The following is a 24,380-nucleotide window of genomic DNA, read 5'->3' as shown; positions in this document are numbered from 1 at the left end:
CGGGCCCCCGGAAGGACCCGCCCGCCTACTCACTTACGCAGGACGGTCTTCGACAGGTCGACCAGGGCCGTCTGGAGACGGGCCTGGGCGGGGTCGGACTTCTTCAGCAGGGCGGCGGCGGTCTTCAGGGCCACCGAAGCCAGCAGCTTCTGGTTCCGGTCCTTCAGCCGCTTGGCCTCGTCGATCAGGGCGTCGACGGCCTTGGCCTGGACCTTGCCCAGACCGCTGCGCTCGGCCTGCACCTGGTAGGCGCGGACGAGCTCGAAGCTCGACTCCCACGACACCCTCGGCTGACCCTGCGCGTTGAACAGGTTCAGCTTGACGGTCTTCGCGGCGTCGATCTCCTCCTTGGCCACGGCGGCGGTCGGGACCAGCTTGAAGGCGTCGAAACCACGCGCGATCTCGGTGCCGTAGATCTGGCCGTTGTACCAGTACGCCGACCAGAAGCCGCCGAGGACGAGCGCCGAGGCGTTCACCGGGCCGCGGTCGAAGTAGCCGAGCTCCTTCGGGTTGGCCGAGTCGGTGAAGTCCCAGAGCGAGATGCCGCCCTGGTACCACGCCTGGACCATGATGTCGCGACCGGGGATCGGGACCAGCGAGCCGTTGTGGGCCACGCAGTTCTCGGCCGTCGTCTGGGGCGCCGGGAGCTTGTAGTAGCTCTGGAACACCAGCTTGCCGTTCACGATGTTGTAGATGGAGTTGGCGCCCCACGACGGCTGGTCGGTGTCACGGCAGCGGGCGCTGGAGCCGCCGCCCCACTCGTCGGTGAAGACGACCTTGGTGCCGTCGTTGTTGAAGGTCGCCGAGTGCCAGTAGGCGTAGTTCGGGTCGGAGACCGCGTCCAGACGCTTGGGGTTCTCGGGGTCCTTGATGTCGAGCAGGATGCCGTTGCCCGAGCAGGCGCCGGCGGCCAGGCCGATCTCCGGGTAGGCGGTGATGTCGTGGCACGCGCTGGTCACGGGGCGGGGCGACCAGTTGGTGCCCGACGGGTGGGTCGCCGTCGGCGGGGTGTTCTGCAGGCCGTCGATCGCGCCGGTCTCCGGGTTGGCGAACAGCCGAGGCTGGGCCACGACCGCCGCGGTCTCCGGGTTCTTCAGCGGGACCTTGATGACCTCGATGCGCCACAACGACGTGTTGGGGTCGGTCGCGGCGGTGTTGGCGCACCCGGCCAGCTCGTCACCGGACCGGACACTGGAGGTGCCCTGAACGTAGACGAAGACGTTCTTCTTGTCCTTGGGGCTGGTCACGACCGTGTGGGTGTGCGAACCGCGGCAGGTCTGCACGGCCGCCACCTGACGGGGGGCGTTGATGTCGCTGATGTCGAAGACGCGGACACCGCGGAACCTCTCGGCGTTCACGGTTCCGGTGGCGCCCTGCGTGCCGCAGTCGATCCGGCCGCGGGTCTCCTCCACCGACATGAACAGCAGGTTGCCGTAGACGGAGAGGTCGCCCTGGCCACCCGGGCACACCACCGACGTCTTCAGGACCGGATCGGCGCCGGTGCTGAGGTCGTAGATGTTGAACCCGTGGTAGTTGCCCGCGAAGGCGTAGTCGCCGCTGAACGCCAGGTCGGAGTTGGCGAACGAGGCGCTGCCCGGGCTGTCGGGGTTGACGAACCCGGCGGGCTTGTCGTTGTGTTTGGTCAGTTCGAGGCCGCTGGCGGCGGACTGTGCGTCCAGCCAGCCGGCTCCGAGCCCGACACGCGGATCATCGGCGGCCTGAGCGGCGGTGGGCAGGAAGCCCGCCACTAACGCTCCGGCAGCGGCGATGACCCCGAGAGTGCGTAGTCGCAAGGGGCCGTCCCTTCAGGTCGGAACCGCCCGCCCCGGGTTTCAGGGGGGCGGTCCTATGTGGTATTTCACCGCGTACCGTAACCGAAAGGGTCTTGATGTTCTATACGTAGACATATCTACTTTTCCGGACAGATGCCGACGGTACAGCGGAAGCAGCCCCCACACCATGAGCCACATGCGCCGACTGAGCGCGTCACTACTGGTCTCCGGCCTGGTCATCGCCGGGTGCAGCGAGGAGCCCCCGCCCGCGGCGCCGAACGCGCCGGTGGTCGTCCAGCCGGGCGCCCCCGGGCAGGCCGCCAAGACGCTCACGGGCACCGCGGTGCCCTCCGTCAGCGCGGCCCCGTTCACCGCCGCCGACGTCCTGTTCTTCCAGGGGATGATCCCGCACCACGGCCAGGCGCTCCGGATGACCTCGCTCGTGCCCACCCGGACGAAGAACCGGGACGTGACCCTGATCGCGCAGCGCATCTCGTCCACGCAGGAGGACGAGATGACCCAGATGCGCAAGTGGCTGACCTCCCGGGGGCAGGAGGCGCCGTCGGCCGAACACGGGCACGGGGCCGGCGAGCTGATGCCCGGCATGCTCACCGAGGACCAGTTCGACCGGCTGGAGAAGGCGAAGGACGGCGAGTTCGACCGGCTCTTCACCCAGTTCATGATCGGCCACCACATGGGCGCCCTGGAGATGGTGGAGAAGCTGTTCGCCGCCGGCGGCGGCCAGGAGACCGAGACCTACGTGTTCGCCACCCACGTCGACTCCGACCAGCGCATCGAGATCGACCGGATGCAGCAGCTGCTGGCCCGCATGGGCGGCCCGCTCCAGTAGGAGGCCCCGGAGAAACCTGCACCGCCCGGGTGGTCACCCGGGCGGTGGAGGCGGGAGCCGCTAGGGGCTAGTCCCAGTAGTAGTACTCCTCGACGATGTACTCGTCGTCCCAGTCGTCCCAGTCGTCGTAGTAGTAGTCGTCGTAGTAGTAATCGTCGTAGTAGTAGTCGTCGTCCCAGTCCCAGTCGTCGTAGGTCGTGGACGCCGGCTGGGTGACCGTGCTCACCGCGGTAGTGGTCGCGGTGGTGGCCGTCTCGGCATCCGCCGCTGAGATGGGCCCCAGGACCAGGGCCGCCGCACCGAGGACCCCCGCCCCCACCGTCGCGACTCGCTTACCGTTCATGGCTTCTCCTCCTAGGATTCGCCTGGCTTGCCCCTCCAGGCTTTCCGACGACCGGCAAGCGGCGCGAGAGGGCGTGGTGCTCATTTGACGGGAGCGGGGCGAGGTCCTGGGAGCGGGTTGAGGGGGTGCTTTTATGTACGGCTTATTGGCCTACGTCCAAGTGCGACCTTTATGGGGATGGATTGGGGCCGAATGGGGATCATGTCCCGGAAGCCCCCGGGCGGCGGCGCTCCCGCCCATCACGGGCCGGTAAAGGACTTACGCGGCCCTTATGCCGCCGGGCCTCCCCCGACATGATCCACCGCCCGGGGCGACGACCCGGGCGGTGGACGGGACCCTCAGTACCACCAGCCGTGGTTGTGGCCGTGGTGGTGGTGATGGTGGTTGTTGTAGTTGTAATTGTGGTTGTGATGCTTGTTGTGGTGATGGTGGCGGTGGCCGTCGCCCCAACGGTCGTGGGCCGGGAACACGCTCGCCGATGTGCTCGCCGCGGTCGTGGTCGCCGGGGTCGCGGCCTCGGCGGCCGACGCCATCGACACCGGGGCCAGGATCAGGGCCGCCGCTCCGAGGAACCCCGCCCCCGTGATCGCGATTCGCCGCTTTCCGTCCATGGGCTTCTCCTCTGGATCGTCCCGACGTTGGTTTACTCTTCTACCTTTTTCTTGTTCGGCCGAGATAGCGAGCGATATGTGCCGTTTTGACGGTGGTTTGCGCAGGTTGTGTGCGATGTTGGGTTTGATTTCCCTGGGGGCGTCCCAGATTGCCTTTCACTGACCCTTGAAAAGGGCACGCGAGGGAAACGCCGGACGGAACGCTGAATTCCGGTGCGGCGCAGGGGCTTCGCCTCTCACGCCTCGGTAACGACGAGGGCGCCCCGCCGGCCGACGGCCCAGATCGCCAGGGCGACGGCCGACGCGGCCACGCCCGCCAGGCACACCGCCCGCCACTGCCCGACCGACCACAACACCGAGGCGGCCGCCGATCCGATCGCGCCGCCGACGAAGTTGCCGGTCACGAACGCGGTGTTCAACCGGCTGCGCGCATCGTGCGACACCGCGAAGATCCGGGCCTGGTTGAGGATGTTGAGGCCCTGCATGCCCGCGTCCACCAGCACCACGACCAGCACGATCAGCGCCGCCGACCGGCCGGCGAACCCGGCCAGGCCGAACGACAGCAGGACCAGCACCCACCCGAGCCCGGTCGCGGGCAGCGACCAGCCCCGGTCGTGCAGGCGGCCCGCGCGCTGGGCCGCCACCGCGCCGGCCAGGCCCGCGAGGCCGAACAGGCCGATCACCGAGACCGGGTAGTCGAAGGGCGGGGCGCTCAGCAGGAAGGTGAGCGACGTCCAGAACATGGTGAAGATCGCGAAGCCGGTGCAGGAGAGGGCGAGGGTCCAGCGGACCACACGCTCGCGGCGGACCGTCGAGAACACCGAGGCGATCAGGCGGTGGTAGGGCAGCCGGGTCTTGGGCTCCAGCGCGGGCAGCGCCCGGTAGAGCAGCAGGGCCAGGACCAGCGCCAGCACCGAGGCCGCCAGGAAGATGGTGCGCCACCCGGCGAACTCGGCGACCAGGCCGCTGATCGTGCGGCTGAGCAGGATGCCGGTCAGGATGCCCGACGTCACGGCCCCCACCACGTGGCCGCGCCGCGCCGGATCGGCCAGGTCGCCGGCCAGCGGGGTGAGCAGCTGCCCGGCCACGGTCGTGATCCCCATCAGCGTGATCGCGCCCAGCAGCAGCCCGAACGTCGGCGCCAGCGCGCACAACACCAGCATCACCGCCGACACCACCAGCATCACCGGGATCAGCTTCCGCCGGTCGAGCACGTCGCCCAGCGGGACGAAGAGCAGGATGCCCACGGCGTAGCCGACCTGGGTGGCGGTGACCAGCAACCCGGCGCTCGCCGTGGACGCGCCCAGGTCGGCGGCGATGAAGTCGAGCAGGGGCTGGGCCCAGTAGAGGTTGCCGACCGCCGCGCCTCCGGCGACGGCGAAGAGGAACGTCAGGCCCGGGGTCATGACCTGGGGTGGGGCTTTCACCCGAGACATGCTCGCATGTCCCTGATTGTGGACGTCTACCCGACCTCGCCGCTCATGTGTCGGTCGAGCCGAGCACCTGCGCCAGGGCCTGCCGCCCCGACACCCCGAGCTTCGTGTAGACCCGGCCCAGGTGGTTGTTGACCGTGCGCAGCGACAGGTCGAGCCGGTCGGCGACCGCGCGGCCCGACAGGCCCGACGCCACCAGCTTGGCGATCTGGAGCTCCCGGGGGGTCAGCGTGGCGTCGCCGCCCGACAGGTCCGCCTGCGGCGTCCTCGCCCCGCCGCAGTCGGTCAGCAGTTCTCTGGCCAGCGTCTGCGCGCTGGTGGCGGCCGTCCGTCGTCCGGCCGCCACGAGTAACCGATAGGAGGTCGCGGCGCATTCGGCCCCCGCCAGGGTGTGCCCGAGGCGGGCCAGCGTGCCGGCCGATTCGAGCAGCAGGTCGGGGTCGTCGGCCGCGTGGGCGGCGGCCATGGCGGCGAACGCCCTGGTCACCGGGGTCGGGGTGGTGACCAACAGCTCGGCCAGGCGGTCGCGGGCCGCGCCGGCCGCGCCCATCCGGCAGGCGTCGGCCAGGGCGTGCGCCTCCAGCAGGGGCGCGCCGGCCCGGCGGGCCTCCTTGGCGGCGGTGAGCGCACGTTCGGCGGCGAGCGGCAGGTCGGAGGCGGCGACGGCGGCCCAGGCGCGGTTGCGGTTGATCCACGGGTCGACCAGCGCGCCCGGCGGGGCCGGGGTCTCCGCCATGCGGGCCAGCCAGTGGTCGGCCCCGGCGGTGTCGCCCGCCATCGCGTGGGCGCCGACGAGCTCCGACAGGTAGAGGCGCTGGAGGCGGAGCGGGTCGTGGCCTTCGAGCAGCACGATCGACTCGCGCAACGCCTGCTGCGCCAGGGTCACCCGGCCCTGGGCCTTGGCGACGATGCCGCGCAGGCCGGTCCAGACCCCGACCGTCTGCGGGAGCTGGGTGCGGACCGACTCCTGGTAGCCCGCCTCGACGGCGGCGGCCGCGTCGACCAGCGCCCCGGCCAGCACCAGCGCCACGCACCGCACGGTGCGCACCTGCGCCTGGGCCCTCGGCAGGGTGTTGCGGTGCTCGACCGCGACGTGCAGGCCGGTCGCGGCGGCCTGGTCGATCAGCCGCCGGTCGCCGGTGAGACCCGCGGCCACCATGACCGCCGTCGCGGCCCAGGTCACGGCGCGGGGCGGCAGTTGCGGGTCGGGCAGGGCCAGCAGCGCGCCGCCCACCGCGATCGAGCGGGCGACGTCGCCCTCCAGCAGGACGATCCACGTCGACACCGCCTCGGCGGCGCGTTCCCCGGGCGGGTGGCCGCCGGCCGGGGCGGCCTCGCGGTGCCAGTAGTCGATGCGCTCCTGCAACATCGCGCGGCGGTCGGAGCTCTCCTCGTCGGCGCAGTCCTCCGGCTCGGGCAGGATTCCGGCCGCCGCCTCGTAGCGGCCCTGCCAGGCCAGCACCTCGGCCAGCGTCAGGTCGGCGTCGACGCCGCCGCCGGCCTCCCGGGTCGCCATGGCGAGCCGTTCGGCCATGTCGAACTCCAGGTGCTCGGCCGCCTGGCGGGCCCCCGCGAGCAGTTCCCCCACCGAGGAGCCGAGCCCGGCCCGCTGCCGGGAGACGGCCAGTTCGAGCGCGTCGTCGGCGCGGCGGCGCGGGGTCTTGGCGAGCGACTCGGCCAGGCTCTCCCAGATCGCCCGGTGCCGGGCCCGGGGCATGCGCGCCCTGATCACCCCGGCGTACGCCGGGATGGTGAGCCGGGTCTGGATACGCTGGCCGGACCGTTCGAGCAGGACCAGCCCCCGGCGTTCGGCCTCGACGACCGCCGCGTGGCCGGTGATCGACTCCACCACGGGCTGGCTGAGCGGCTCCTTGCAGGCCAGCACCTCCAGCACGCTCAGCACGGCGGCGTCGTCGACGTCCATCTGGGCCTCGACGAGATCGCCCAATCGGCCGGTGACCCGCAGGTTCCCCTCCAGGTGCCACAAACCGTCGACGGTACGCAGGGAGCCTCCCTCCAGGGCCGACTGCACCAGTTCGTACAGCACCAGGGGGTTGCCCGCCGACAGGCGGCGCAGGCTGCGGCGGGTGACGGCGTCGAGGGGGCCGCCGAGGCCGCGTTCGAGCACGGCGTCGACCTCGTCGTCGGCGAGCGGCCCGAGTTCGACCCGGCGGGCGGCCCCTTCCTTCCAGAGCGCGGTGACCACGTCGGGCGCGGTCTGGCCCTGCCGGACGGTCAGCACCACGAACGTGCGGGTGTGCCCGGCGAGCTGGAACACCAGCGCGGCCGAGGCCGAGTCGAGCAGATGGGCGTCGTCGACCACCAGCACCGGCCGCCGCCCGCCCGGGGCGCCGAAGCGCGCCACGATCCGGGAGAAGGTGCCGAGCGCGTCTCCCGGCGGGGCCAGGTGGAGCAGCGCGCCGAGCGGGATCGTGCCGGACGCCCGGGTGCCGGTCGCCGACGAGACGGGGTGGCCCGCCGCCGACAGGCGGGACGCCGCCTCCTTCACCAGGCGGGTGCGGCCCACCCCCGGCGGGCCGACCACCACGACGCCGTCGACGTCGGGCTCCGCCGCCGATTCGGTGATGACCCGCAGCGCGGCGGCGCGTCCGACGAGCGGCCATGAACGTGTGGGGCGCGAATCCGGTCCCATTTCGTCCCTTCGAACGCCGCGGTGACCATTCGAGTAGACGAGAGCTCCACTGACTGACGCCATGTCAAGAAATGTCAGAAATCTGGCGCGATTCAGTCATTGCCGGAAGGCTGGACCGAGGGTATTCGGCCCCCGGTCGCGGTGCGCGACCCTTGCTCACCGCCGAATCGAGGATGTGACCCTTTGCGCAGTGACGACGTCGAGAATGGCGAGTGGCTGACCAGGCGCTTCACCGAGCAGCGGCCGCGTCTGCGGGCGGTCGCCTACCGGTTGCTCGGGTCGCTGAGCGAGGCCGACGACGCCCTGCAGGACGCCTGGCTGCGCGCCGGCCGAGCCGACCTGAGCGAGGTGCGCAACCTCGACGGATGGCTGACCACCGTGGTGGCCCGCGTGTGCCTGAACATGCTGCGCTCGCGCGCGTACCGCCGCGAGGAATCCCTGGAGGCCCAGGCCGTCGACCCGCTGCTCAGCACCGGCGCCGACCCCGAGCAGGAGGCCGTCATGGCCGACCAGGTGGGCGTGGCCCTGCTGGTCGTCCTCGGCACGCTCTCTCCCGCCGAGCGGGTCGCGTTCGTGCTGCGTGATCTGTTCGCCGTGCCGTTCGAGCAGATCGCCCCCATGCTCGACCGTACGGAGGAGGCGACCCGGCAGCTGGCCAGCCGTGCCCGGCGCCGGGTCCGCGGCGGCGGCGCTCCCCCCGGCGAGACGGCCGGCCATCGGGAGATCGTCGCGGCGTTCCTGTCGGCCACCCGCAGCGGTGACTATCACGCGCTGGTCCGGCTGCTGCACCCCGAGGTCGTCCTGAAGGCCGACGCGGCCGTCATCCCCACCTCTGAGCCCGTCACCGTGACCGGCGCCGGACCCGTCGCCCGCGGCGCGATGGCCGCCGTCCAGCGGGCCCGGTTCACCGGACTCGGCCTCGTCGACGGCAGGCCCGGTCTGGCCATGGCGCCCGGTGGCCGGCTGCGCGTGGTGCTCGCCTTCACCATCGCCGACGGGCTCATCACCGGGATCGACGTCGTCGCGGAACCCGGCCGCCTGGCCGCGCTCGACCTGGCCGTGCTCGATTCCTGAGCCCGTCCGGCATGTGACCCAGATCACCGAACAGGGCGGTCACATCGGTTCGCGGCGCGGGTCAAGGCGGTGACGACCAATCGAACCGGCAACGACAACGGAGTACCGCGCATGTTCACCGCTCACCTCATCGTGACCGTCCTGGCCGCCCTGTGGGTCGCCTTCTCCGCCTACTCGATCCTGCGCCGCGCCGCCTGGGTCGTCGAACCCCTCCAGGAGTACGGCGTGCCCAGCTCATGGTGGCCCTGGCTGGGCGCCGCCAAGGCGGCCGGGGCCGCCGGGCTGCTCACCGGCCTCCTCGTCCCCGTGCTCGGCACGATCTCAGCCGTCGCGCTGATCCTCTACTTCACCGGCGCCGTCGTCACCGTCGTCCGCGCCCGTTCCTACGGCCACCTTCCCTACCCCCTGCTCTACCTGGTCCCGGTCGCGGCCGCCCTCGCCCTGGCGAGCGCCGTGTGAGCGACGGGCGCTACGAGAGGGTCAGCAGTTCGTCGGCCAGCGCCAGGAGCTTGAGCGCGGCGACGTCGCGGGGGCCGTCGCCGTTCGGCGGGCGGTCGCTCAGGCGGCGGAGCACCACCTGGGGGTCGATCTGGGCGCGGGGCTCGCTGCTCTGCCTCACCCGGAGCAGGAACTCCAGGCCGCAGGCGGCCTGGGTGGCAAACAGGCCCAGGAGTTCGATGTCGTCGAGGTCGCTGCGTGACTCGGCCCGGTCGAGCACCTCCAGCACGCCGACGCACTCCTCGAAGCGGATCAGCGGGGCCGCCATGATCGTGGCGGGCACGTAGCCGGTCGACTCGGCGGCGTCCTGGTCGAACCTGGTCGTCTTCAGGTCGTCGGCGACCATCGGCTGGCCGCTGGTGGCGACCCAGCCCGCGATGCCGGTCCCGGCCGGGAAGCGGCTGCCGACCAGTTCCTTCTCGCCCTCGCCCGAGACGGCCTCGAAGACCAGCTCGCCGGTCTCCGGGTCGACCAGGAAGATCGACGCGGCGGCCGCGCCGAACATGTGGCGGGCCACCTCCACGATCGACTGCAGCAGCTTGCGTTCGGTGCTGTCGAAGTCCTCAGAGGACATCAGGCTCTCCGTTCTGAGTGGTGTTGTCCGCGGCGAGATAGAGCACGGTCTTGAGCTGGAACGGCGTCAGCCAGGGGTGCTTGCTCAGGATCAGCGCGCAGATCCCGGCGATGTGCGGGGCGGCGAAGCTGTTGCCGGTGCTGCGCACCACCTTCCCGCCCGCCCAGGCCACCGGCACCTTGACGCCCCGGGCGTGGAACTCGGCGGGCGGCGAGGGGTTGTAGTAGTAGGTCATCGGGTCGGCCTGGTCGTGGCTGGCGACGCTGACGACCGAGGAGAACGTCCACGGGAAGCTGAGCACCGGCATGTTATGCGCGGCGGCGACCAGCAGGCAACGGCGGAAGTAGGCGCGGTCGGCCAGTTCTTGAAGGGTGTGCCGGAAGTCCGACTTCGTCGTCGACAGGCTCATGTTGATGACGTCGAAGCCCGCCTCGATCGCCCATCGCAGGCCCGTCAGCAGCGCGTCGCCGCTGCCGTTCTTGCCGTCGGTGAGCACCCGCAACGAGCTGATCGAGGTGCCCGGCGCGACCTGGCGGATCACCGAGGCGCAGGCGGTGCCGTGCCCGGCCGGGTCGTGCGGTTCGCATTCGGCGACCGACATCCTCCCGGCGTCGTCGGCGACCACCTGGTACGACGCCTCCAGCCCGCCGACGTGCGGGTGGTCGGCCTGGACACCGGTGTCCAGCACGCAGACCCGGACACCGGTGCCGTCGGCCCCGCCGTAGGCCCACTCCTTGTCGACCGACTCCAGCCGGCTGATCTCGAAGGGCTCCGGCGCGGCCCGGCGGGTGGCCAGCCCCCAGGCCGGCACTCCCGGGAAGTGGTCGCGCTGGGCCCGCCGCCACGGCGGCAGCGGCGGGTTGGTCGGCGTCAAGGTCACAGGTCCCCCAGGAGGTCGCGGGTCCGTTGGGCGAGCAGGCTCGCCCCTTTGCTCTCGTAGGCGCCGAGCGCTTCGCGGAGGGCTCCGGACGGGTCGCGCCCGGCCGCCCGCCGCATCTGGGCGACCTCGACGAGGACGTCGCCGCGCAGACAGGGATCGTCGGTGGTCTCGACGAGCTCGGCCGCCCGGTCGGCGAGCTCCAGCGCCTCCGGCTGCACCGCGATGGCGGCTCTCAGCACCATCGCGATGAGCTCTCCTCTGAGCTGGCGGGGCCCCTCGCGGCCGCCGAGCTCCTGGGCGGCCGTGCGGGCGTCGCCCAGCCGCAGGCTCTCGCGGGCGGCGTAGATCTCCAGCGTGGCGGCGGCGCCGCCGTGGCCGGAGGCGTGCAGCGCGGCGGCGGCGTCGCGGAACAGCGCGCGGGCCCTCTCGTGGTCGCCGGCCAGCGACTCGACCAGGCCCCTGACCTGGGTGACCGCGATGGCGGGCAGGCCGAGGTCGAGTTCGTCGACGTAGTCGGCGGCGGTGTCGAGCGTCTCCCTGGCCGCGTCGAGGTCGCCGGAGAGCCCGAGCAGCCGGGCCCTGGTGAGCAGGACCGGCACCAGCAGGGCGCGGTCGCCGACGAACCTGTCGAGGAGGTCGGCGCAGAGCGCCAGGCCCTCGCCGACCGGGGCCGGCGACCACTGGACCAGCTCGCACAGGCCGCCGAGCAGGCGGTCCTCCTCGTAGCGGTCGCCCATCGCGCGGGCGCGGGCCAGGCCGTCGCGCAGCGCCCGGTCGGCGGCGCCGAAGCGGCCGGCGTCGATGTGGGTCCAGGCTTCGAGCTGGTGGAAACGGCACCAGCCGAGGTCGTCGCCGGTTTCCAGGCGGTCGCGCAGCGCTTCGGGATCCGTGGTGCGGCCGGTGCGCAGGCCCAGCATCTCGCGCTGGATCGTGCAGGTCAGCACGGTGCGCGGGTCGCCGGGGAGCATCTCCTCGGCGGCGTCGAGTGCGGCGGCGGCCTTCCCGGCCTCTCCCCGGGCCAGTTCGGCGTCGCTGATCAGGACCGCGAGGCGGCGGTGCTCCTCGCGGCCCTTCGGCAGGATCTCGCGGCCGCGTTCGAGCAGGGCGATGGCGGCCGGGAGGTCCTTGCGGTGCAGGGCCTCGCCGCCGTCGCGGATCAGCGCGGTCGCGGCGCGATCGGTGAGCTCGTCGAGCAGCGGGTCGAACGGGCGGACCTCGCGGGTGAAGCGGCAGGCGGCGAGCAGGTGGCGGCTGATGTCGCCGGACGTCCAGCTGCGGAACGGGGTGTCGTCGGCGGCCTCCTGCTCGCCGAGCCAGTCGGCGAGGCGGCGGTGCCAGTCGGCGCGCTGTTCCTTGCTGGTCAGCGAGTAGACGGTCTCGCGGGTGAGGGTCTGGGTGAACTCGAAGGCGCCCGGCTGGGAGCCCCGTCTGACCAGGCGGTCGCGCTGGAGGCTGCGCACCGGCCCCGACGGGGTCCCCGCGGAGAGGTCCGGGCCGAGCATCTCGACCTGGCCGAGGGTGAACATCTGGCCGATGGTCGCGGCCCGCTCCAGCACCTCGCGTTCGTCGCCGCCGAGCCGGTCGAGCCGGGCGCCCAGCAGCGCGGTGATGGTGGGCGGCAACGAGCCGTCGCCCTCGGTCAGCGTCTCCAGCATGAGCTCGGCGAACAGCGGGTTGCCGTCGCTGCTGGCGGCGACCCGCCAGTGCAGGGCCTCGTCGGCGTGCGCCGTGACCTCGACGCGTTCCGCGCACAACTCCTGGACCAGCCGGGCGACGTCCGCGCCGCTCAGCGGGCCGAGCTCCAGCGACATGCCGCAGGCCACGCCGCCGCCCCAGCCGGGACGCAGCTCGTAGATCTCCGGCCGCGCGACGCAGACGAACAGCACCGGCACGTCGGTCAGCCACGACACGCAGTCGTCGACGAGTTCGAGCAGGGTCGGCTCGGCCCATTGGAGGTTGTCGAGCACCACCACGAGGGGACGGTCGCCGGCCATCGCCTCCAGGGCGCCGCGGACCGCGCGGGCGATCTCGGCGACGCCGGGGGTCTGGCCGTTGCCCGTCAGGGAGCGCAGGGTGCGTTCGCCGTCGGGGCCGACCGCCGCCGCGACCGCGGGCCAGTCGCCGTTGACGTCTTCGAGCATCTCGGCGATCGGGCGGTAGGTGGCGCCGATGCCGTACGACGGGCAGCGCCCGGTCAGCACCCGCACGTCCGCCGGGAGCCGGTGCAGGAACTCGCGCACCAGCCGCGACTTGCCGATGCCCGGCACGCCCAGCAGGGTCGCCATCCCGCACAACCGTTCCCTGACCACACGTTCGTGCAGGCGGGTGAGCTGGCCCAGCTCCTCGTCGCGGCCGATCAGCGGGACGGTGTCGGCGCCCGCCTCCCCCGCGCGGTCGGGTTCGACGTCGACCAGCCGCCAGGCGCGGACGGGGTCCTTCTTGCCCTTCAGCGTGAGCGGCGGGACCTCCTCCATGACCGCGTGCTGGCGCACCAGCCGGGCGACGTCGTCGCCGAGCAGGATCTCGCCCTCCTTGGCGGCCGACTGGATGCGGGCGGCGGTGTTGACGGTGTCGCCGATGACGCGGACGTCGGTCCCGGTGTTGCCGACCACCATGACCTCGCCGAACGCCACCCCGACGTGCGCCCCGATCCGGACGCCGACGGTGCGTTCGAGCTGGTCGGCCAGGTCGTACACCGATCTCATCGCGCCGTAGGCGGCGAGCACCGCGCGCAGGGCGTCGTCCTCGCGGCTGAGCGGGATGCCGAAGACGGCCATGATGGCGTCGCCGATGTACTTCTCGATCACGCCGCCGTTGGCGAAGATCGCCTCCCTGCATCCCGCGTAGTAGCGCTCCAGGATCTGCATGAGCAGCTCGGGGTCGAGACGCTCCGCGAGTTCGGTCGACCCGGACAGGTCGATGAACAGGACCACGATGTGACGACGAGCCGGCCTCGACCCCTGCATGCTCAGACCAGCTTCAATTCCTGGCCCTCAACTTCGGGCGCGACGTCGTCGAGACGCCGTTTGATCGAGTTGAGCAGGGTGACCTCGGTCTGGTTGAGCGAGGCGAACACGTCGCGCTGCCGCTCGTCGAGCAGGTCGATGGGGTGCCCTGCGGCACGTAGGTCGGCCAGTGCGTCGTACGCCCCCGAACCGGTTCTGTTCATCACTCGTCCTCACCGCGTCGCGTCTGAAAAGTCCGCTTTTGCGTAAGTGTGGAAGCGAACCAGGCGATCGGCCAACCCCACATTCGTGGGGTCTTCTCAGCAGGTCAGCCCACGTTTGTGGGGTTGTCCGGGCCGCGCGTCACCGGCACATACTCGACTCGCAACGCAACCCCATCGCTAGAGAGGTGAAGGCATGTCCTTCGATCCCACTGAGGAACTGCGTCAGGCCGGCATTCTCAACTCGCAGCTCGCCGCCGAGGTCGAGGAGGCGTTCGCCACCCTGACCCGCGAGGAGGTCGACCTGCTCATCTCCCTCAAGGACAAGCTGCCCAACGCCCTCCCGGGCGTGCTGGCCGGCGTCTCCGCCGGCGCGAGCGCCGACGGCGAGTGGTCGGAGCCCGAGGTCGTCGCCCACACGATGGCCGCCGCGGCCGACTGCCTCTGCGGCGCCTGGTCGGGCTCCGGTTCCGGTGCGGCCAACTAGGTAATCGCCTGTCCGTGGACGCGGCCCCGGGCGCCGAAGGCGGGGCCGCGTCCACGCGGTGACGAGGGAGGGAGAGCGACATGCCTGGGAAGCTGGTCAGGAACCGCGCCAAGTTCGAGGTCCCCGAGGGCCTCACCTATTTCGTACACGACGACAGGCGCCTGGTGGTCAACCCGCACTCGGGCGGCCGGGTGGTGCTGACGTCGCGGGAGTTCGGCGTGCTGACGGCGCTCGCCCGCGCCCTCCCCCTCGACGAGACGATGGAGACCGAGAAGGCCCTGGCGAAGCTGATCCTCAACTACGTCGTCTACTACGACGGCCACCGCCCCAACGTGGCCTTCCAGGAGCCGAAGCTCAAGCAGGCGTACTACGCGATCACCGACGGCTGCAACCTGCGCTGCCCCTACTGCTACGCCTCGTCGGAGAAGTGCCTGCCGAACGAGCTGACCACCGCGGAGTCGCTGCGCCTGATCGAGGAGATCGCCGAGTTCGGCGCCGAGTACGTCATCTTCACCGGCGGCGAGCCGATGCTCCGCAAGGACCTCTTCCAGATCGTCGAGCACGCCAGGTCGCTGGGCCTGAAGTGCAACATCGTCACCAACGCGACGATGATCAGGAAGCCCGAGACCGCGCGGCGCTTCGCCGAGTTGTTCAACTCAGTCACCGTGAGCGTCGACGGCGGCACCGCCGAGACCCACGACCGCACCCGGGGCGCGGGCTCGTTCGCCAAGACCCACAAGGCGCTGAAGCTGCTCAACGAGGTCGGCGTCGTCCCGAAGATCAACCACATCGTGACGTCGGAGAACATCTCCGAGCTGGAGGACTTCGCCCAGTTCGTCGAGGGGCTGGAGGTCCACAGCATCCGGCTGATGTACCACAACAAGCTCGGCCGGGGCGTGACCGACAAGGCCGACTTCGGGTGGCAGGACCACATGCGGATCCAGGAGATCGCGTGGACCTCCCCGGCGGCCGGCAAGCTCAGCCCCGACGGCCCCAAGCCGCTCGGCCCGTGCGCCGTGAAGGCCAACTGCGGCATGGGCGGCAACGAGATCTACATCAACTCGCTCGGCGACGTCTACCCGTGCAAGCTGGTCACCGGCCACGAGCACTACGCGGGCAACGTGCGCGAGCAGTCACTGGCCGAGATCTTCGGCGCGCCGGTGCTGAAGGAGATGCGCACCAGTTCGGTGCTCGGCGGCGAGTACCACGCCGACTGCGCCCGCTGCTACATCAAGGCGTCGTGCGGCGGCGGCTGCCGCGCCTCCCACATGGCCGAGTCGCTCGACATCAAGCGCAACAGCCGCCACCAGTGCCGGATCCTGCGCCACGGCATCGCCACCCAGCTCTGGCTGGAGTCGGGCGCGACCGGCGCCGACCTAGCCGCCGGCAACGACGTCATGACGACCCCGCGCCTGGTGGCCGACGACACGATCCACCCGGTGTTCGACGACTGGACCCGCTACGTCCCGCCGATGCGCGAGCCGATCAAGGTCGGCAAGCTGCTCCCCATCACGCCCGTCTAAGCGAGGTATGACCATGGCACTGACGATCAGCGACGCCGTGATCTGGCAGGAGACCGCCGACGGCGTGTCGCTCTACCACACCGAGACCGGCGCGTTCTCGACCCTGAACGAGACCGGCTCCAAGATCTGGATGATGGTCGAGCAGTCCGGCGAGCGCGAGCCGATCGCGTTGTCGATGTCGCGGGCCTACGCGCGCGGCAACGACGCCGTGAGCCGGCGCATCGTGACCGAGGTCAACCAGTTCATCGGCTCGATGGTCGAGAACGGCATGATCCTCGAAGAGGCGTGATGACCCGCGCTGTGGTCCTGGGCGGCGGACTGGCCGGGGTGCTGGCCGCCGTCGCGCTGACCCGGCACGCCGACGAGGTCGTCGTCCTGGAGAGCGACCGTTACCCGGCCGGCCCCCGCCCGAGGCGGGGCCTGCCGCAGTCCCATCACAACCACGTCCTGATGACGGGCGGCATCCGGGCCCTGGACGAACTCCTCCCGGGCGTCGTCGACGACCTGCTCACCGCGGGGGCCCACCGCCGCAACCTGCCCGGCGACTGCCTGATCTTCTCCGGCGAGGGCTGGTTCCACCGCGTCCGCACCGAGGCCGACCTGATCGCCTGCAGCAGACCCCTCCTGGACGAGGTGATCAGAAGACACGCGGGCATCGAGGTCAACGAGGGGGTGCGGGCGGTCGGCCTGACCGGCGACGCGGAAAAGGTGACGGGCGTGCGCACCGGAACCGGCGCGCTCCTCGGCGCCGATCTTGTGGTCGACGCCACCGGCCGCCGTTCCCAGGCTCCGGGCTGGCTGGCCGCTCTCGGTGTCCCTCCGGTCGAGGAGGTCACGGTGCCTTCCGGGGTCGCCTATGCCACCCGTCTCTACGAGGGTTCCGGCGACGTGCCGGCCGTGATGGTGCATCCGAAGTACAGCCCCGCCAGGGGTGGCACGTTGTTCCCCATCGAGGGTGGCCGGTGGATCGTCACGATGACCGGCGACCCGCCGCTCGACGAGGCGGGCTTCCTCGCGTACGCGCGAGAGCTCAGGGATCCCGTCATCGCCGACCTGATCGAGAAGGCGGAACCCGCCGGGCCGATCCGGCCCTGTCATGACACCGCGAACCGGCGCCGCTATTTCGAGAACGCACAGCTCCCGGAGGGTTTCCTCGCCGTCGGGGACAGTCTCGTCACGGTCAACCCGGTCTTCTCGCACGGCATGTCCGTGGCCGCGATGAGCGCGGTGCGGATCGCCGAGGAGGGCCCGAGCCAGCGGGCGGCCGCCGAGGTGGCCGACCGGTCGTGGCGGATGGCGGTGGCCGAACCCCGCAAGGGCGGCAACGCCAAGGTGGGGCGGGCGGTGCTGAGCAGTGCGGGCCTGGCCGCCGAGCTGTTCCACGGCCAGGCGCTCATCCCGGCCGTGCGCGACCACCAGGCGGTCTTCCGGGCCATGGTCGACGACCTCGTGGAGCCGCTGACCGCCGAGCAGGCGATCAGCCAGTTCGCCTGGGCGCGATGAAGCCGAGCTCGTAGGCGATGCCGACCGCGTGCGCGCGGTTGGCCGCCTGGAGCTTGTCGAGGATCCTGGCCAGGTGCGACCGCACGGTCCCGGCGCCGATGCCGAGCCGGCCGGCGATCTGGGCGTTCGACAGGCCGGTGGCGACCAGGGCGAGCACCTCGGCCTCCCGGCGGGTGAGCGCGGCCAGGTGGTGGTCGACCCCGGTCATCGCGCCCGCGATGCGGTCTCTGAGCCGGGTGATCATCGCGGTGGAGATGAACGTGTGCCCGGCCGCGACCAGCCGGATCGCCGGCACGATCTCGGCGAACAACGACGGCCGGTGCACGAACCCGCCGACCCCCTCGCGCAGCGCCCGCCCGAGCAGCTCCTCGTCGAGCTCGTCGGCGACCAGCACGACGTGGGTACGCCCTCGCGTCAGCGCCTCGACCGCGAGGGCGAACTCGACGCCGGAGTCGAGCAGCGCGGCGCTGACCACGACGACGCGGGGGCGCTGCCGGGCGACCAGGTCGCCCAGCCGGGTCCCGGCGCCGGCCTCGCCGACGACGTAGACGCCGTTGCCCAGGTGCAGCGATCCTCTGAGCCTGGCCCGAACCCCCCGGTCCGGATCGCCGACGACCACCCTGACGGGCATCGCCTCGACCGAGAGGGCCAATTCGGCCTGATGTGTCACCTGACCACCTGAATTGCCCGTTTCCGCAACACAGGCACAGGATGCGCGCATCTGAAAATGCTCACCAGAGCAGCGGACTTACTCATGAGAGCCGCTCCCGGGCGCGGCATACTCATGCCGCTCAGTCTCCGGCGGCCTCCACGACCCTGATCGCCGAGCCGCCGAGGCACTCGCCGACCCGCGTCACCACGAACCCGGCGGCGGCCAGCAGCGCCGTGAACTCCGGCCGGGTACGCTCCCGTCCGCCGGTGTAGACGAGCATCGCGACGTCGCTCATCACCACGCCCGCAGCCTCCGCCGCCCCGAGGCTCTCGGGCATGACCGGCTCGACGACGAGCAGCCGCCCGCCCGGCCGCAGCGCCTTGCGGCACCCCCGGAGCAGCCGGACGCAGGTGCCGTCGTCCCAGTCGTGCAGGATGCCCTTGAGGACGATGACGTCGCCGTCGGGCACCGCGTCGAAGAAGTCGCCGTTCTCGATCCGGCACCGATCGGCCACCCCCGCCAGCACGTGGGCGGCGTCGGCAGTGCCCTCGGCCGAGTCGAACAACAGGCCGCGGGCGTCGGGGTGGCGGGCCAGGATCGAGGCCAGCAGGGTGCCGTTCCCGCCGCCCACGTCCACGACCGTCTTGCCCGCGAAGTCGAAGTCGACCAGGTCGGCCACCTGGCCGGTGCCCTCGCGCATGGCGGTGTTGAACACCGCCGACAGGCCGGGCGCGGCGGCGAGGTGCTCGAAGAGTGGTCTTCCGTGGACGTGGTCCCACGCGGTCTCCCCGGTGCGCACCGACTCGGTCAGCGCGCCCCACGCCCGCCAGGTGTCGGGGTCGCCGAGGAGCAGCACGCTCGACCTGATCGACCTCGGATGGCCGGTGCGCAGCGGCTGGCCGAAGGCCGACAACGCGTAGCGGGCGGGCGGGATCTCGATCGCGACGTCGAGCACGACCAGCGCGCGCAGCAGGCGGCGCAGCGCGCCGGGGTCGGCGCCGACCTGCCCGGCCAGCGTCTCTGCGTCGGCGGGGCCCCGGGCCAGCAGGTCGGGCAGGCCGAGCTTGGTGGCGGCGTACAGGATCTGGGAACCGGCGAAGCCGAAGGCCATGGCCGAGAGATTCTTCATGGGCCCACTCGCAGGGGAAGGCGGCGCACGCCGTGGATGAACAGGTCGGGGGTCCACTCCAGGCCGGCGGGGTCGGCGGCGAACGCCAGCGGGCGCGCGACCAGCGCCCCGATCGCGGCCCGCGCCTGGAGGCGGCCCAGGGCCGCGCCCAGGCAGAAGTGGATGCCGTGGCCGAGGCCGAGATGCCGGTTGGGGGTGCGGGCGACGTCGAACACGTCGGGGTCGGGGAAGACCTCCGGGTCGCGGTTGGCGGCCAGCAGCACCGGGACGATCCGGTCGCCCCTGGGAATGAGCACGTCGCCGAAGGCCACGTCGGCGAGCGCGTAGAGCGGCCGGGAGTGGCCGACCGGCCCGTTGAACCGCATGACCTCCTCGACGGCCGAGTCGATCAGCCCCGGGTCTTCGCGCAGCCGCGCCAGCTCGGCGGGGTGCCGCAGCAGCTCCAGCACCCCGTTGCCGATCAGGTTGACCGTCGTCTCGTCACCCGCCATGACCAGCTGGAACACGCCCGCCACCAGCTCCTCCTGGTCGAGCTCGGGGCTGAACGCGAGCCGCGTGAGCAGGTCGTCGCGCGGCTGCTCGCGCCGTTCGGCGATGCGCTTCTCCAGGTAGCGGACGAAGGCCAGCCCGGCCGCCCTGATGCGCGGCGCGTGGTGGCTGCGCAGCATCGCGTCGCTCCAGATCCGGAGCCGGGAGGCGTCGGCCGCCGGGAGGCCGATCAGGTCGGCCATCACCAGGATCGGCAGCGGCAGCGCCAGCCGCTCGATCACGTCGACCTCGCCGTCGAGCCCCGCGACCAGCTCGGCGGTGAGCTCGCCGATGCGCCGTTCGAGCCGCGCGACGGTACGCGGCCCGAACGCGGGCGCCATCAGCCGCCGCAGCCGCGTGTGGTCGGGCGGGTCGAGGTTGAACATGGTGCGGCGCACCATGGCGAGCGGGTCGTCCACGCCCTCGTGGACCACGGTCCCCCGCCCGATCGCCGGGTCGAGCAGGGCCCGCTGCACGTCGGCGTACCGGGTGAGATACCAGGCGCCGTCGATCTTCATGACCGGCGTCCGCTCGCGCATCCGGCGGAGCGCCGGATGGGGGTCCGCGCGCGGGATCCGCATCAGCGTCTCCGCTGGGCGTCCAAGGGGAAGAACGGGGTGACCGTGCGGCCGAGGTCGTCCATGCCGTAGAAGCCGCGCCGGGCCATCTCGACCTGGGGTGCGGCGGTCTTCCAGTGCCGCAGGAACAACCGGGCGCAGAACTCCGGCGGCGGCGTGGCCGCCTTGGCCGTCTCGCGCGCGGTCTCGGCGGCGTCGACGAGGTCGCTCCACTCGGGCCACTTCGGGTGCCGGCGCAGCCGGTCGAGCACCGCGCGCCGCCAGTCCTCCGACTGCCAGACCGGCCAGACCCGCAGCAGGACGAGCCGCAGCCGCTCCGGCGTGGAGAGCCCGTTCTCCTCGGGCGTCAGCCATCTCCCCAGCTCGGGCGGCAGTTCGTCGCCGTAGACGCCGAGCTTCTCCCGGGCGTGGGCCTCGCCGCCGAACCCGGCCAGCAGTTCGGTGAGCACCGAGGCGTGGATCTCCGGATACTCCGGCGCGAACAACCTGGCGGCGTTCATGACGTCGAGGTCGCGGGCCGAGCGCCACTTCAGCGCCTCGAAGTGGGTGATGCCGGTCAGCGCGACGTCGGCCGACCAGGCCCCGGCCACGTCAGGTCGGGCGTCGTCGACCGCGTCGAGCGCGGCCAGGGCGTCGAGCCGTTTGACGTCCCACTTCTCTTCTCTCAGTACGCCCAGCGCCGCCCGATCGGCCGGACCGACCACCTCGGCGAGCTCGTCCCACGACCGGTGGGTGAACGGCCGGGCCTTGGCCGCGGCGACGATGCGCGCGCCCGCCGCCGCGTCGACGGTGCCCTGGGCGACCCCGTGGCGGAGGTTGACCAGCGCGACCGTCGCGACCGGGTAGCCGCGCTCGGCCGGACCGTGCAGCACGGCGACCTCGTCGTCGCCGTCGACCGCGCCGGAGGAGAACATCTCGTAGACCTCGCCCACGCCGGTCATGCCGAACGGCGCGAGCTCGGCGGCCCGGAGCGCCCCCATCGAGGCCGCCCCGATGACGTGCACCCCCTCGTCGAGCAGCCAGAGGATCTCCTTGTGCCCGACGGAGAGCCGTTCGCGGTAGTAGCCGTCGATGATGACGGCGGTGTCGCCGGGGCTCCAGTCCTCCTTGAGCAGGTCGCCCCGCGCGGCGGGCGCGGCGACGCGGGCGCCGGGCCGGACGGCCCGCACCTCGTCGGCCGACAGGGTCGGGCCGGTGTAGACGACGACCTTCATCAGAACACCTCCGGGATGACGCGGCTGCCGGGGGCCAGCACGCGGGCCACCGGCACGCCGATGTCCGCGCGGGTCAGGTCGGCCACCATGGGCGCGTGCCCGAAGGCGACGGCGGCGCGTTTCACGACGTCGTCGAGGTCGTCGACGAGGCTCCCGCGCGCGGGCACCTCGTGGAGGCCGGCCCCGCCCTCGACGAGCGCCGGGTAGTCGGCGGCGAGCTGTTTCTGCGCGCCCGCCTTGAGGTCGTCGCGGGCGCCCGAGATGTAGGCCAGCCGCGACTGCGCCGCCTCGGTGACGGCCCGCGACAGGGCGATCTCGGCGCTGAGGTGGCATCCGTACCCCATGAAGGGCGGCGGGTAGTCGTCGCAGGTGATCCTGACGACGAAGACGGAGAGCCCGGTGGGCGAGGGCACCGACCGGCACTCCATCGTGACGCGGGCGCGGGCCATCAGCTCGCACAGCACGTCGACCACCGGCGACCCGAGCGAGGAGGCGTCGACGATCTCGCCCTTGTCCTTGCCGGTCAGCCACCCGGTGACGGCGTCGCGTTCGATCACCTCGTAGAGGGCGTGCAGGGTGGCTTCGACGAGCGTGTTCCCGCTGGCCAGGCCGTTGGTCGACTCGAAGAACACCGGGGCGTTCCAGCCCGTCTTGCGGGTCAGCCGGAACGCGACCGCGTCACGCGGCACGAGGGTCTCGCTCCCGTCGGCGAGCGACCGGCCGGGCACCCAGGCGACGGGCAGGCCCTCGTGCAGGACGGTCGGGGACGACAGCGGCAGGGCCGCCACGTCGTAGCCGAGGTCGAGCTCTCTCGGCGGCGAGACGGTGCGCGCGTCCATCGGCTGCTCGGCGTGCCAGAGCTCGATCGACTCCATCATCGCCGACAGTCTCGCCAGGTCGGGGGTGACCCCCTTGCCCTGGGAGACCGCCAGCGTGCGGGACGCCGGCCGGATCGCCTGGAAGGTCGGGATGCCGATGTGGTCGAGCCGGGTGATGTCGGCCACCCGGGTGATCCCGACCAGCGGGGCGGCCCGCCCGGCCATCTCCAGCGTCCGGGCCGGTCCGACGGCCCGGTCGGTGCCGGGCAGCAGCACCTTCGAGGCGTCGGCGGCCGAGCGCAGCCATGTGGTGTCGTGCATCGTCTCGCCCCCTGGGATCAGATGTTGCGGGCCCGGTTCAGCAGCGCGCGGCCGCCGATCGAGTAGCCGACGATCGCCATCACGGCCAGGATCGCCATGTCCCGCCCGGCCTCGGCGAAGCCGAACAGGCTGGCGTCGCGCATGCCGTTGATGGCGTAGGTGAGCGGGTTGACGTGGGAGAACCACTGCAGAACGGTCGGCATGCTGTCGTAGGTGTACATCGACGGCGCGCTGAACACGAGGACCGGCAGCGACAGGTTCGAGCCGACCATGAACGCCTGGTAGTCGGTGACCGTGATCGCCGCCGCCAGGTAGAGCCCGTTGATGGCCAGCGACGCCAGCGCCAGCGTCACCAGCAGGGCCAGCCAGCCCTCCAGGTCGAACGGGAACTCGAAGATCAGCACGGCCGCGACGAGACCGAGCAGGCTCTGCCCGAGCACGAGCGACACACCGGCGATCATCTTGCCCATCAGGAACCGCGACCGGCGCAGCGGGTAGGACCACAACTGCGTCGCCACCCCGCTCATCTCCTCCTGGAAGATCGCCATGGCGGAGGTGCCGGCCGCGCTGACCACCGACATGCCCAGCGTCATCGGCAGCAGGAACACCGCGAACCCGACGGCCAGCCCCTTGTACTCCACGGTCTGCACCAGGTTGCTCAGCGAGGTGTTGACCAGCAGCAAGTAGATGAGCATCGGGGCCAGGCCCAGGATCAGGTAGACCCGGTTGCGGGCCAGCAGCGCCCACTCGCGGTAGACCACGGCCCCCAGGTCGGCCTGCCGGGCGGTCCCGGGAGGCGGCGGCTTGTGCTCGAAGTTCAGCAGCTCGGTGGGGGCGCTCACGCGGTCACCTTCTCGGTCATCCGCAGGAACGCCTCTTCGAGTGAGTCGGAGACGGTCGAGACGCCCGTGACGGCGAGGCCCGCCAGCGCGGGCAGCACCTCCTGCGCCTTCGCGCCGTGGATGCGCACCTCGTTCTCGCCCTCGGAGATCTCGTGGCCGGCCCCGCGCGCCCAGTCGGCGACGAGCTGCCGGGCCAGCGCGTCCTCGACGCTGACCTGCACGTGGGTGCTGCCGAACTCCTCGACGATCTCGCGGGGCTTGGCGAACCTGACCACCTGGCCCTTGTTGATGACCAGGACCCGCTGGCAGTTGCGCTCCAGCTCCTCGATGTGGTGGGTGGTCCACAGGATGGTGACGCCGTGCTCCTCCCGGAGCCAGGTGACGAACTTCTCGACCTGGCGGCGTCCGGCGACGTCGAGACCGGCCGACGGCTCGTCGAGGATCAGCAGCTGGGGGATGCTGAGCAGCGCCCTGACCAGCTGGAGGCGCTGGCGCTGGCCGCCGGAGAGCTGGAAGCACATGCGGTCGAGGGCTTCGGTCAGGCCCAGGAACTCGGCCACCTCCATGGCCCACGGTTCGACCGTGCGCCACTTCAGGCCGCGGAACCTGGCCGCGATGTGCAGGTTGTCGAGCGCGGGCAGCATCATGTCGAACGGCGCTGTCTGGTGCATCGCGCCGATGCCGCTCTTGGCCTCGACCGGCTGGCGGACCGGGTCGACGCCGAACACGCGGATGTCGCCGGAGGTGGGGGCGGTGACCCCGCAGATCAGTTTGATGAGACTCGTCTTACCGGCGCCGTTGGGGCCGAGCAGTCCGCAGGTCTCGCCACGCGCGATGTCGAACGACACGTCGTCCACCGCGGGCCGGCTCATTCCCTTGTACTGCTTGGTAAGCCCCGTGGCCGTCACCACGTCACTCATGGCTTGAGTAT

23 protein-coding genes are annotated in these 24,380 nt (G+C 71.7%); 8 read left to right on the top strand and 15 right to left on the bottom strand.

Going from position 1 to position 24,380, the window contains the following annotated elements; genetic code table 11:
• Nucleotides 1–29 precede the first annotated feature (29 nt).
• Nucleotides 30–1,793: an LVIVD repeat-containing protein gene (locus AW274_RS32885; RefSeq protein WP_083975228.1), complete on the bottom strand. Its 1,764-nt coding sequence runs from the start codon at nucleotides 1,791–1,793 to the stop codon at nucleotides 30–32.
• A gap of 175 nt (nucleotides 1,794–1,968) precedes the next feature.
• Here AW274_RS32885 and AW274_RS32880 point away from each other — a divergent pair, with 175 nt between their 5' ends.
• Nucleotides 1,969–2,622, top strand: coding sequence for a DUF305 domain-containing protein (locus AW274_RS32880; protein ID WP_062440857.1), 654 nt, complete (start codon nucleotides 1,969–1,971; stop codon nucleotides 2,620–2,622).
• A gap of 67 nt (nucleotides 2,623–2,689) precedes the next feature.
• Here the strand turns inward: AW274_RS32880 and AW274_RS40785 are convergent, their stop codons facing one another.
• A complete protein-coding gene (locus tag AW274_RS40785; RefSeq protein ID WP_062440853.1) occupies nucleotides 2,690–2,965 on the bottom strand; it encodes a hypothetical protein in 276 nt (91 codons plus the stop codon).
• 293 nt (nucleotides 2,966–3,258) lie between these two features.
• On the opposite strand from AW274_RS40785, the gene AW274_RS43210 reads away from it, so the two are divergent.
• Complete coding sequence (locus AW274_RS43210; RefSeq protein WP_500786078.1) at nucleotides 3,259–3,666, top strand: DUF8143 family protein; 408 nt, start codon at nucleotides 3,259–3,261, stop codon at nucleotides 3,664–3,666.
• Nucleotides 3,667–3,812: 146 nt separating this feature from the next.
• On the opposite strand, the gene AW274_RS32865 is transcribed toward AW274_RS43210, so the two are convergent.
• Nucleotides 3,813–5,003 (bottom strand): MFS transporter, encoded by a 1,191-nt coding sequence (locus tag AW274_RS32865; protein WP_198169525.1) that lies wholly within the window; start codon nucleotides 5,001–5,003, stop codon nucleotides 3,813–3,815.
• 52 nt (nucleotides 5,004–5,055) lie between these two features.
• Nucleotides 5,056–7,662 (bottom strand): helix-turn-helix transcriptional regulator, encoded by a 2,607-nt coding sequence (locus AW274_RS32860; RefSeq protein WP_062440846.1) that lies wholly within the window; start codon nucleotides 7,660–7,662, stop codon nucleotides 5,056–5,058.
• 183 nt (nucleotides 7,663–7,845) lie between these two features.
• On the opposite strand from AW274_RS32860, the gene AW274_RS32855 reads away from it, so the two are divergent.
• Both AW274_RS32855 and AW274_RS32850 read left to right on the top strand, forming a co-directional pair.
• Nucleotides 7,846–8,736 carry a sigma-70 family RNA polymerase sigma factor gene (locus AW274_RS32855; RefSeq protein WP_062440843.1) on the top strand — a complete coding sequence of 297 codons (891 nt, stop codon included), beginning with the start codon at nucleotides 7,846–7,848 and terminating at the stop codon, nucleotides 8,734–8,736.
• A 111-nt stretch (nucleotides 8,737–8,847) separates the two neighbouring features.
• Nucleotides 8,848–9,195, top strand: a complete 348-nt coding sequence (locus AW274_RS32850) for a DoxX family protein (protein WP_062440839.1) — start codon at nucleotides 8,848–8,850, stop codon at nucleotides 9,193–9,195.
• Between the two features lie 10 nt (nucleotides 9,196–9,205).
• Here AW274_RS32850 and AW274_RS32845 read toward each other — a convergent pair whose 3' ends face one another.
• The 4 genes from AW274_RS32845 to AW274_RS32830 are packed head-to-tail and all read right to left on the bottom strand — an operon-like array spanning nucleotide 9,206 to nucleotide 13,857.
• Entirely contained in the window at nucleotides 9,206–9,808 is a 603-nt protein-coding gene (locus AW274_RS32845; RefSeq protein ID WP_062440836.1) for a GAF domain-containing protein, read from the bottom strand.
• Nucleotides 9,798–10,688, bottom strand: a complete 891-nt coding sequence (locus tag AW274_RS40780; protein ID WP_198169524.1) for a S8 family serine peptidase — start codon at nucleotides 10,686–10,688, stop codon at nucleotides 9,798–9,800. The genes AW274_RS32845 and AW274_RS40780 overlap by 11 nt, the downstream gene beginning before the upstream one ends.
• Complete coding sequence (locus AW274_RS32835) at nucleotides 10,685–13,621, bottom strand: AAA family ATPase (protein ID WP_062440831.1); 2,937 nt, start codon at nucleotides 13,619–13,621, stop codon at nucleotides 10,685–10,687. Before AW274_RS32835 ends, AW274_RS40780 begins: the two co-directional genes overlap by 4 nt.
• Before the next feature lie 35 nt (nucleotides 13,622–13,656).
• Entirely contained in the window at nucleotides 13,657–13,857 is a 201-nt protein-coding gene (locus AW274_RS32830) for an aroma-sacti cluster domain-containing protein (RefSeq protein ID WP_034385328.1), read from the bottom strand.
• 193 nt (nucleotides 13,858–14,050) lie between these two features.
• Here AW274_RS32830 and AW274_RS32825 point away from each other — a divergent pair, with 193 nt between their 5' ends.
• The 4 genes from AW274_RS32825 (at nucleotide 14,051) to AW274_RS32810 (ending at nucleotide 17,367) form a co-directional block, all read left to right on the top strand.
• Nucleotides 14,051–14,341, top strand: a complete 291-nt coding sequence (locus tag AW274_RS32825; RefSeq protein ID WP_030454943.1) for a StsA-related sactipeptide RiPP — start codon at nucleotides 14,051–14,053, stop codon at nucleotides 14,339–14,341.
• An 80-nt stretch (nucleotides 14,342–14,421) separates the two neighbouring features.
• Complete coding sequence (gene stsB / locus AW274_RS32820) at nucleotides 14,422–15,864, top strand: StsB family radical SAM/SPASM domain sactipeptide maturase (protein WP_062440828.1); 1,443 nt, start codon at nucleotides 14,422–14,424, stop codon at nucleotides 15,862–15,864.
• 13 nt (nucleotides 15,865–15,877) lie between these two features.
• Nucleotides 15,878–16,153, top strand: coding sequence for a PqqD family protein (locus tag AW274_RS32815; protein WP_198169523.1), 276 nt, complete (start codon nucleotides 15,878–15,880; stop codon nucleotides 16,151–16,153).
• On the top strand, nucleotides 16,153–17,367 hold the full coding sequence (locus tag AW274_RS32810) for an NAD(P)/FAD-dependent oxidoreductase (protein ID WP_062440820.1): 1,215 nt from the start codon (nucleotides 16,153–16,155) through the stop codon (nucleotides 17,365–17,367). The genes AW274_RS32815 and AW274_RS32810 overlap by 1 nt, the downstream gene beginning before the upstream one ends.
• Here the strand turns inward: AW274_RS32810 and AW274_RS32805 are convergent.
• The 7 genes from AW274_RS32805 to AW274_RS32775 form a co-directional block, all read right to left on the bottom strand.
• A complete protein-coding gene (locus AW274_RS32805) occupies nucleotides 17,342–18,037 on the bottom strand; it encodes a response regulator transcription factor (protein ID WP_157520856.1) in 696 nt (231 codons plus the stop codon). The two genes, AW274_RS32810 and AW274_RS32805, sit on opposite strands and share 26 nt — an antisense overlap.
• A gap of 121 nt (nucleotides 18,038–18,158) precedes the next feature.
• Nucleotides 18,159–19,148: a methyltransferase gene (locus tag AW274_RS32800; protein WP_063813807.1), complete on the bottom strand. Its 990-nt coding sequence runs from the start codon at nucleotides 19,146–19,148 to the stop codon at nucleotides 18,159–18,161.
• Nucleotides 19,145–20,257 carry a cytochrome P450 gene (locus tag AW274_RS32795; RefSeq protein WP_062440810.1) on the bottom strand — a complete coding sequence of 371 codons (1,113 nt, stop codon included), beginning with the start codon at nucleotides 20,255–20,257 and terminating at the stop codon, nucleotides 19,145–19,147. Before AW274_RS32795 ends, AW274_RS32800 begins: the two co-directional genes overlap by 4 nt.
• Entirely contained in the window at nucleotides 20,257–21,468 is a 1,212-nt protein-coding gene (locus tag AW274_RS32790) for a TfuA-like protein (protein ID WP_062440807.1), read from the bottom strand. The genes AW274_RS32795 and AW274_RS32790 overlap by 1 nt, the downstream gene beginning before the upstream one ends.
• Nucleotides 21,468–22,607, bottom strand: coding sequence for a YcaO-like family protein (locus AW274_RS32785; protein ID WP_062440803.1), 1,140 nt, complete (start codon nucleotides 22,605–22,607; stop codon nucleotides 21,468–21,470). Before AW274_RS32785 ends, AW274_RS32790 begins: the two co-directional genes overlap by 1 nt.
• Before the next feature lie 17 nt (nucleotides 22,608–22,624).
• Nucleotides 22,625–23,449, bottom strand: coding sequence for an ABC transporter permease (locus AW274_RS32780; RefSeq protein WP_062440799.1), 825 nt, complete (start codon nucleotides 23,447–23,449; stop codon nucleotides 22,625–22,627).
• Nucleotides 23,446–24,369, bottom strand: coding sequence for an ABC transporter ATP-binding protein (locus AW274_RS32775; RefSeq protein WP_063813805.1), 924 nt, complete (start codon nucleotides 24,367–24,369; stop codon nucleotides 23,446–23,448). Before AW274_RS32775 ends, AW274_RS32780 begins: the two co-directional genes overlap by 4 nt.
• Between the last annotated feature and the right edge of the window lie 11 nt (nucleotides 24,370–24,380).

Origin of the sequence: Herbidospora daliensis (assembly GCF_001570585.1) — a bacterium.
Classification (GTDB): domain Bacteria; phylum Actinomycetota; class Actinomycetes; order Streptosporangiales; family Streptosporangiaceae; genus Herbidospora; species Herbidospora daliensis.
Note: the sequence above shows the minus strand (reverse complement) of the source record. Positions and strands in the feature narration are given on the sequence as shown.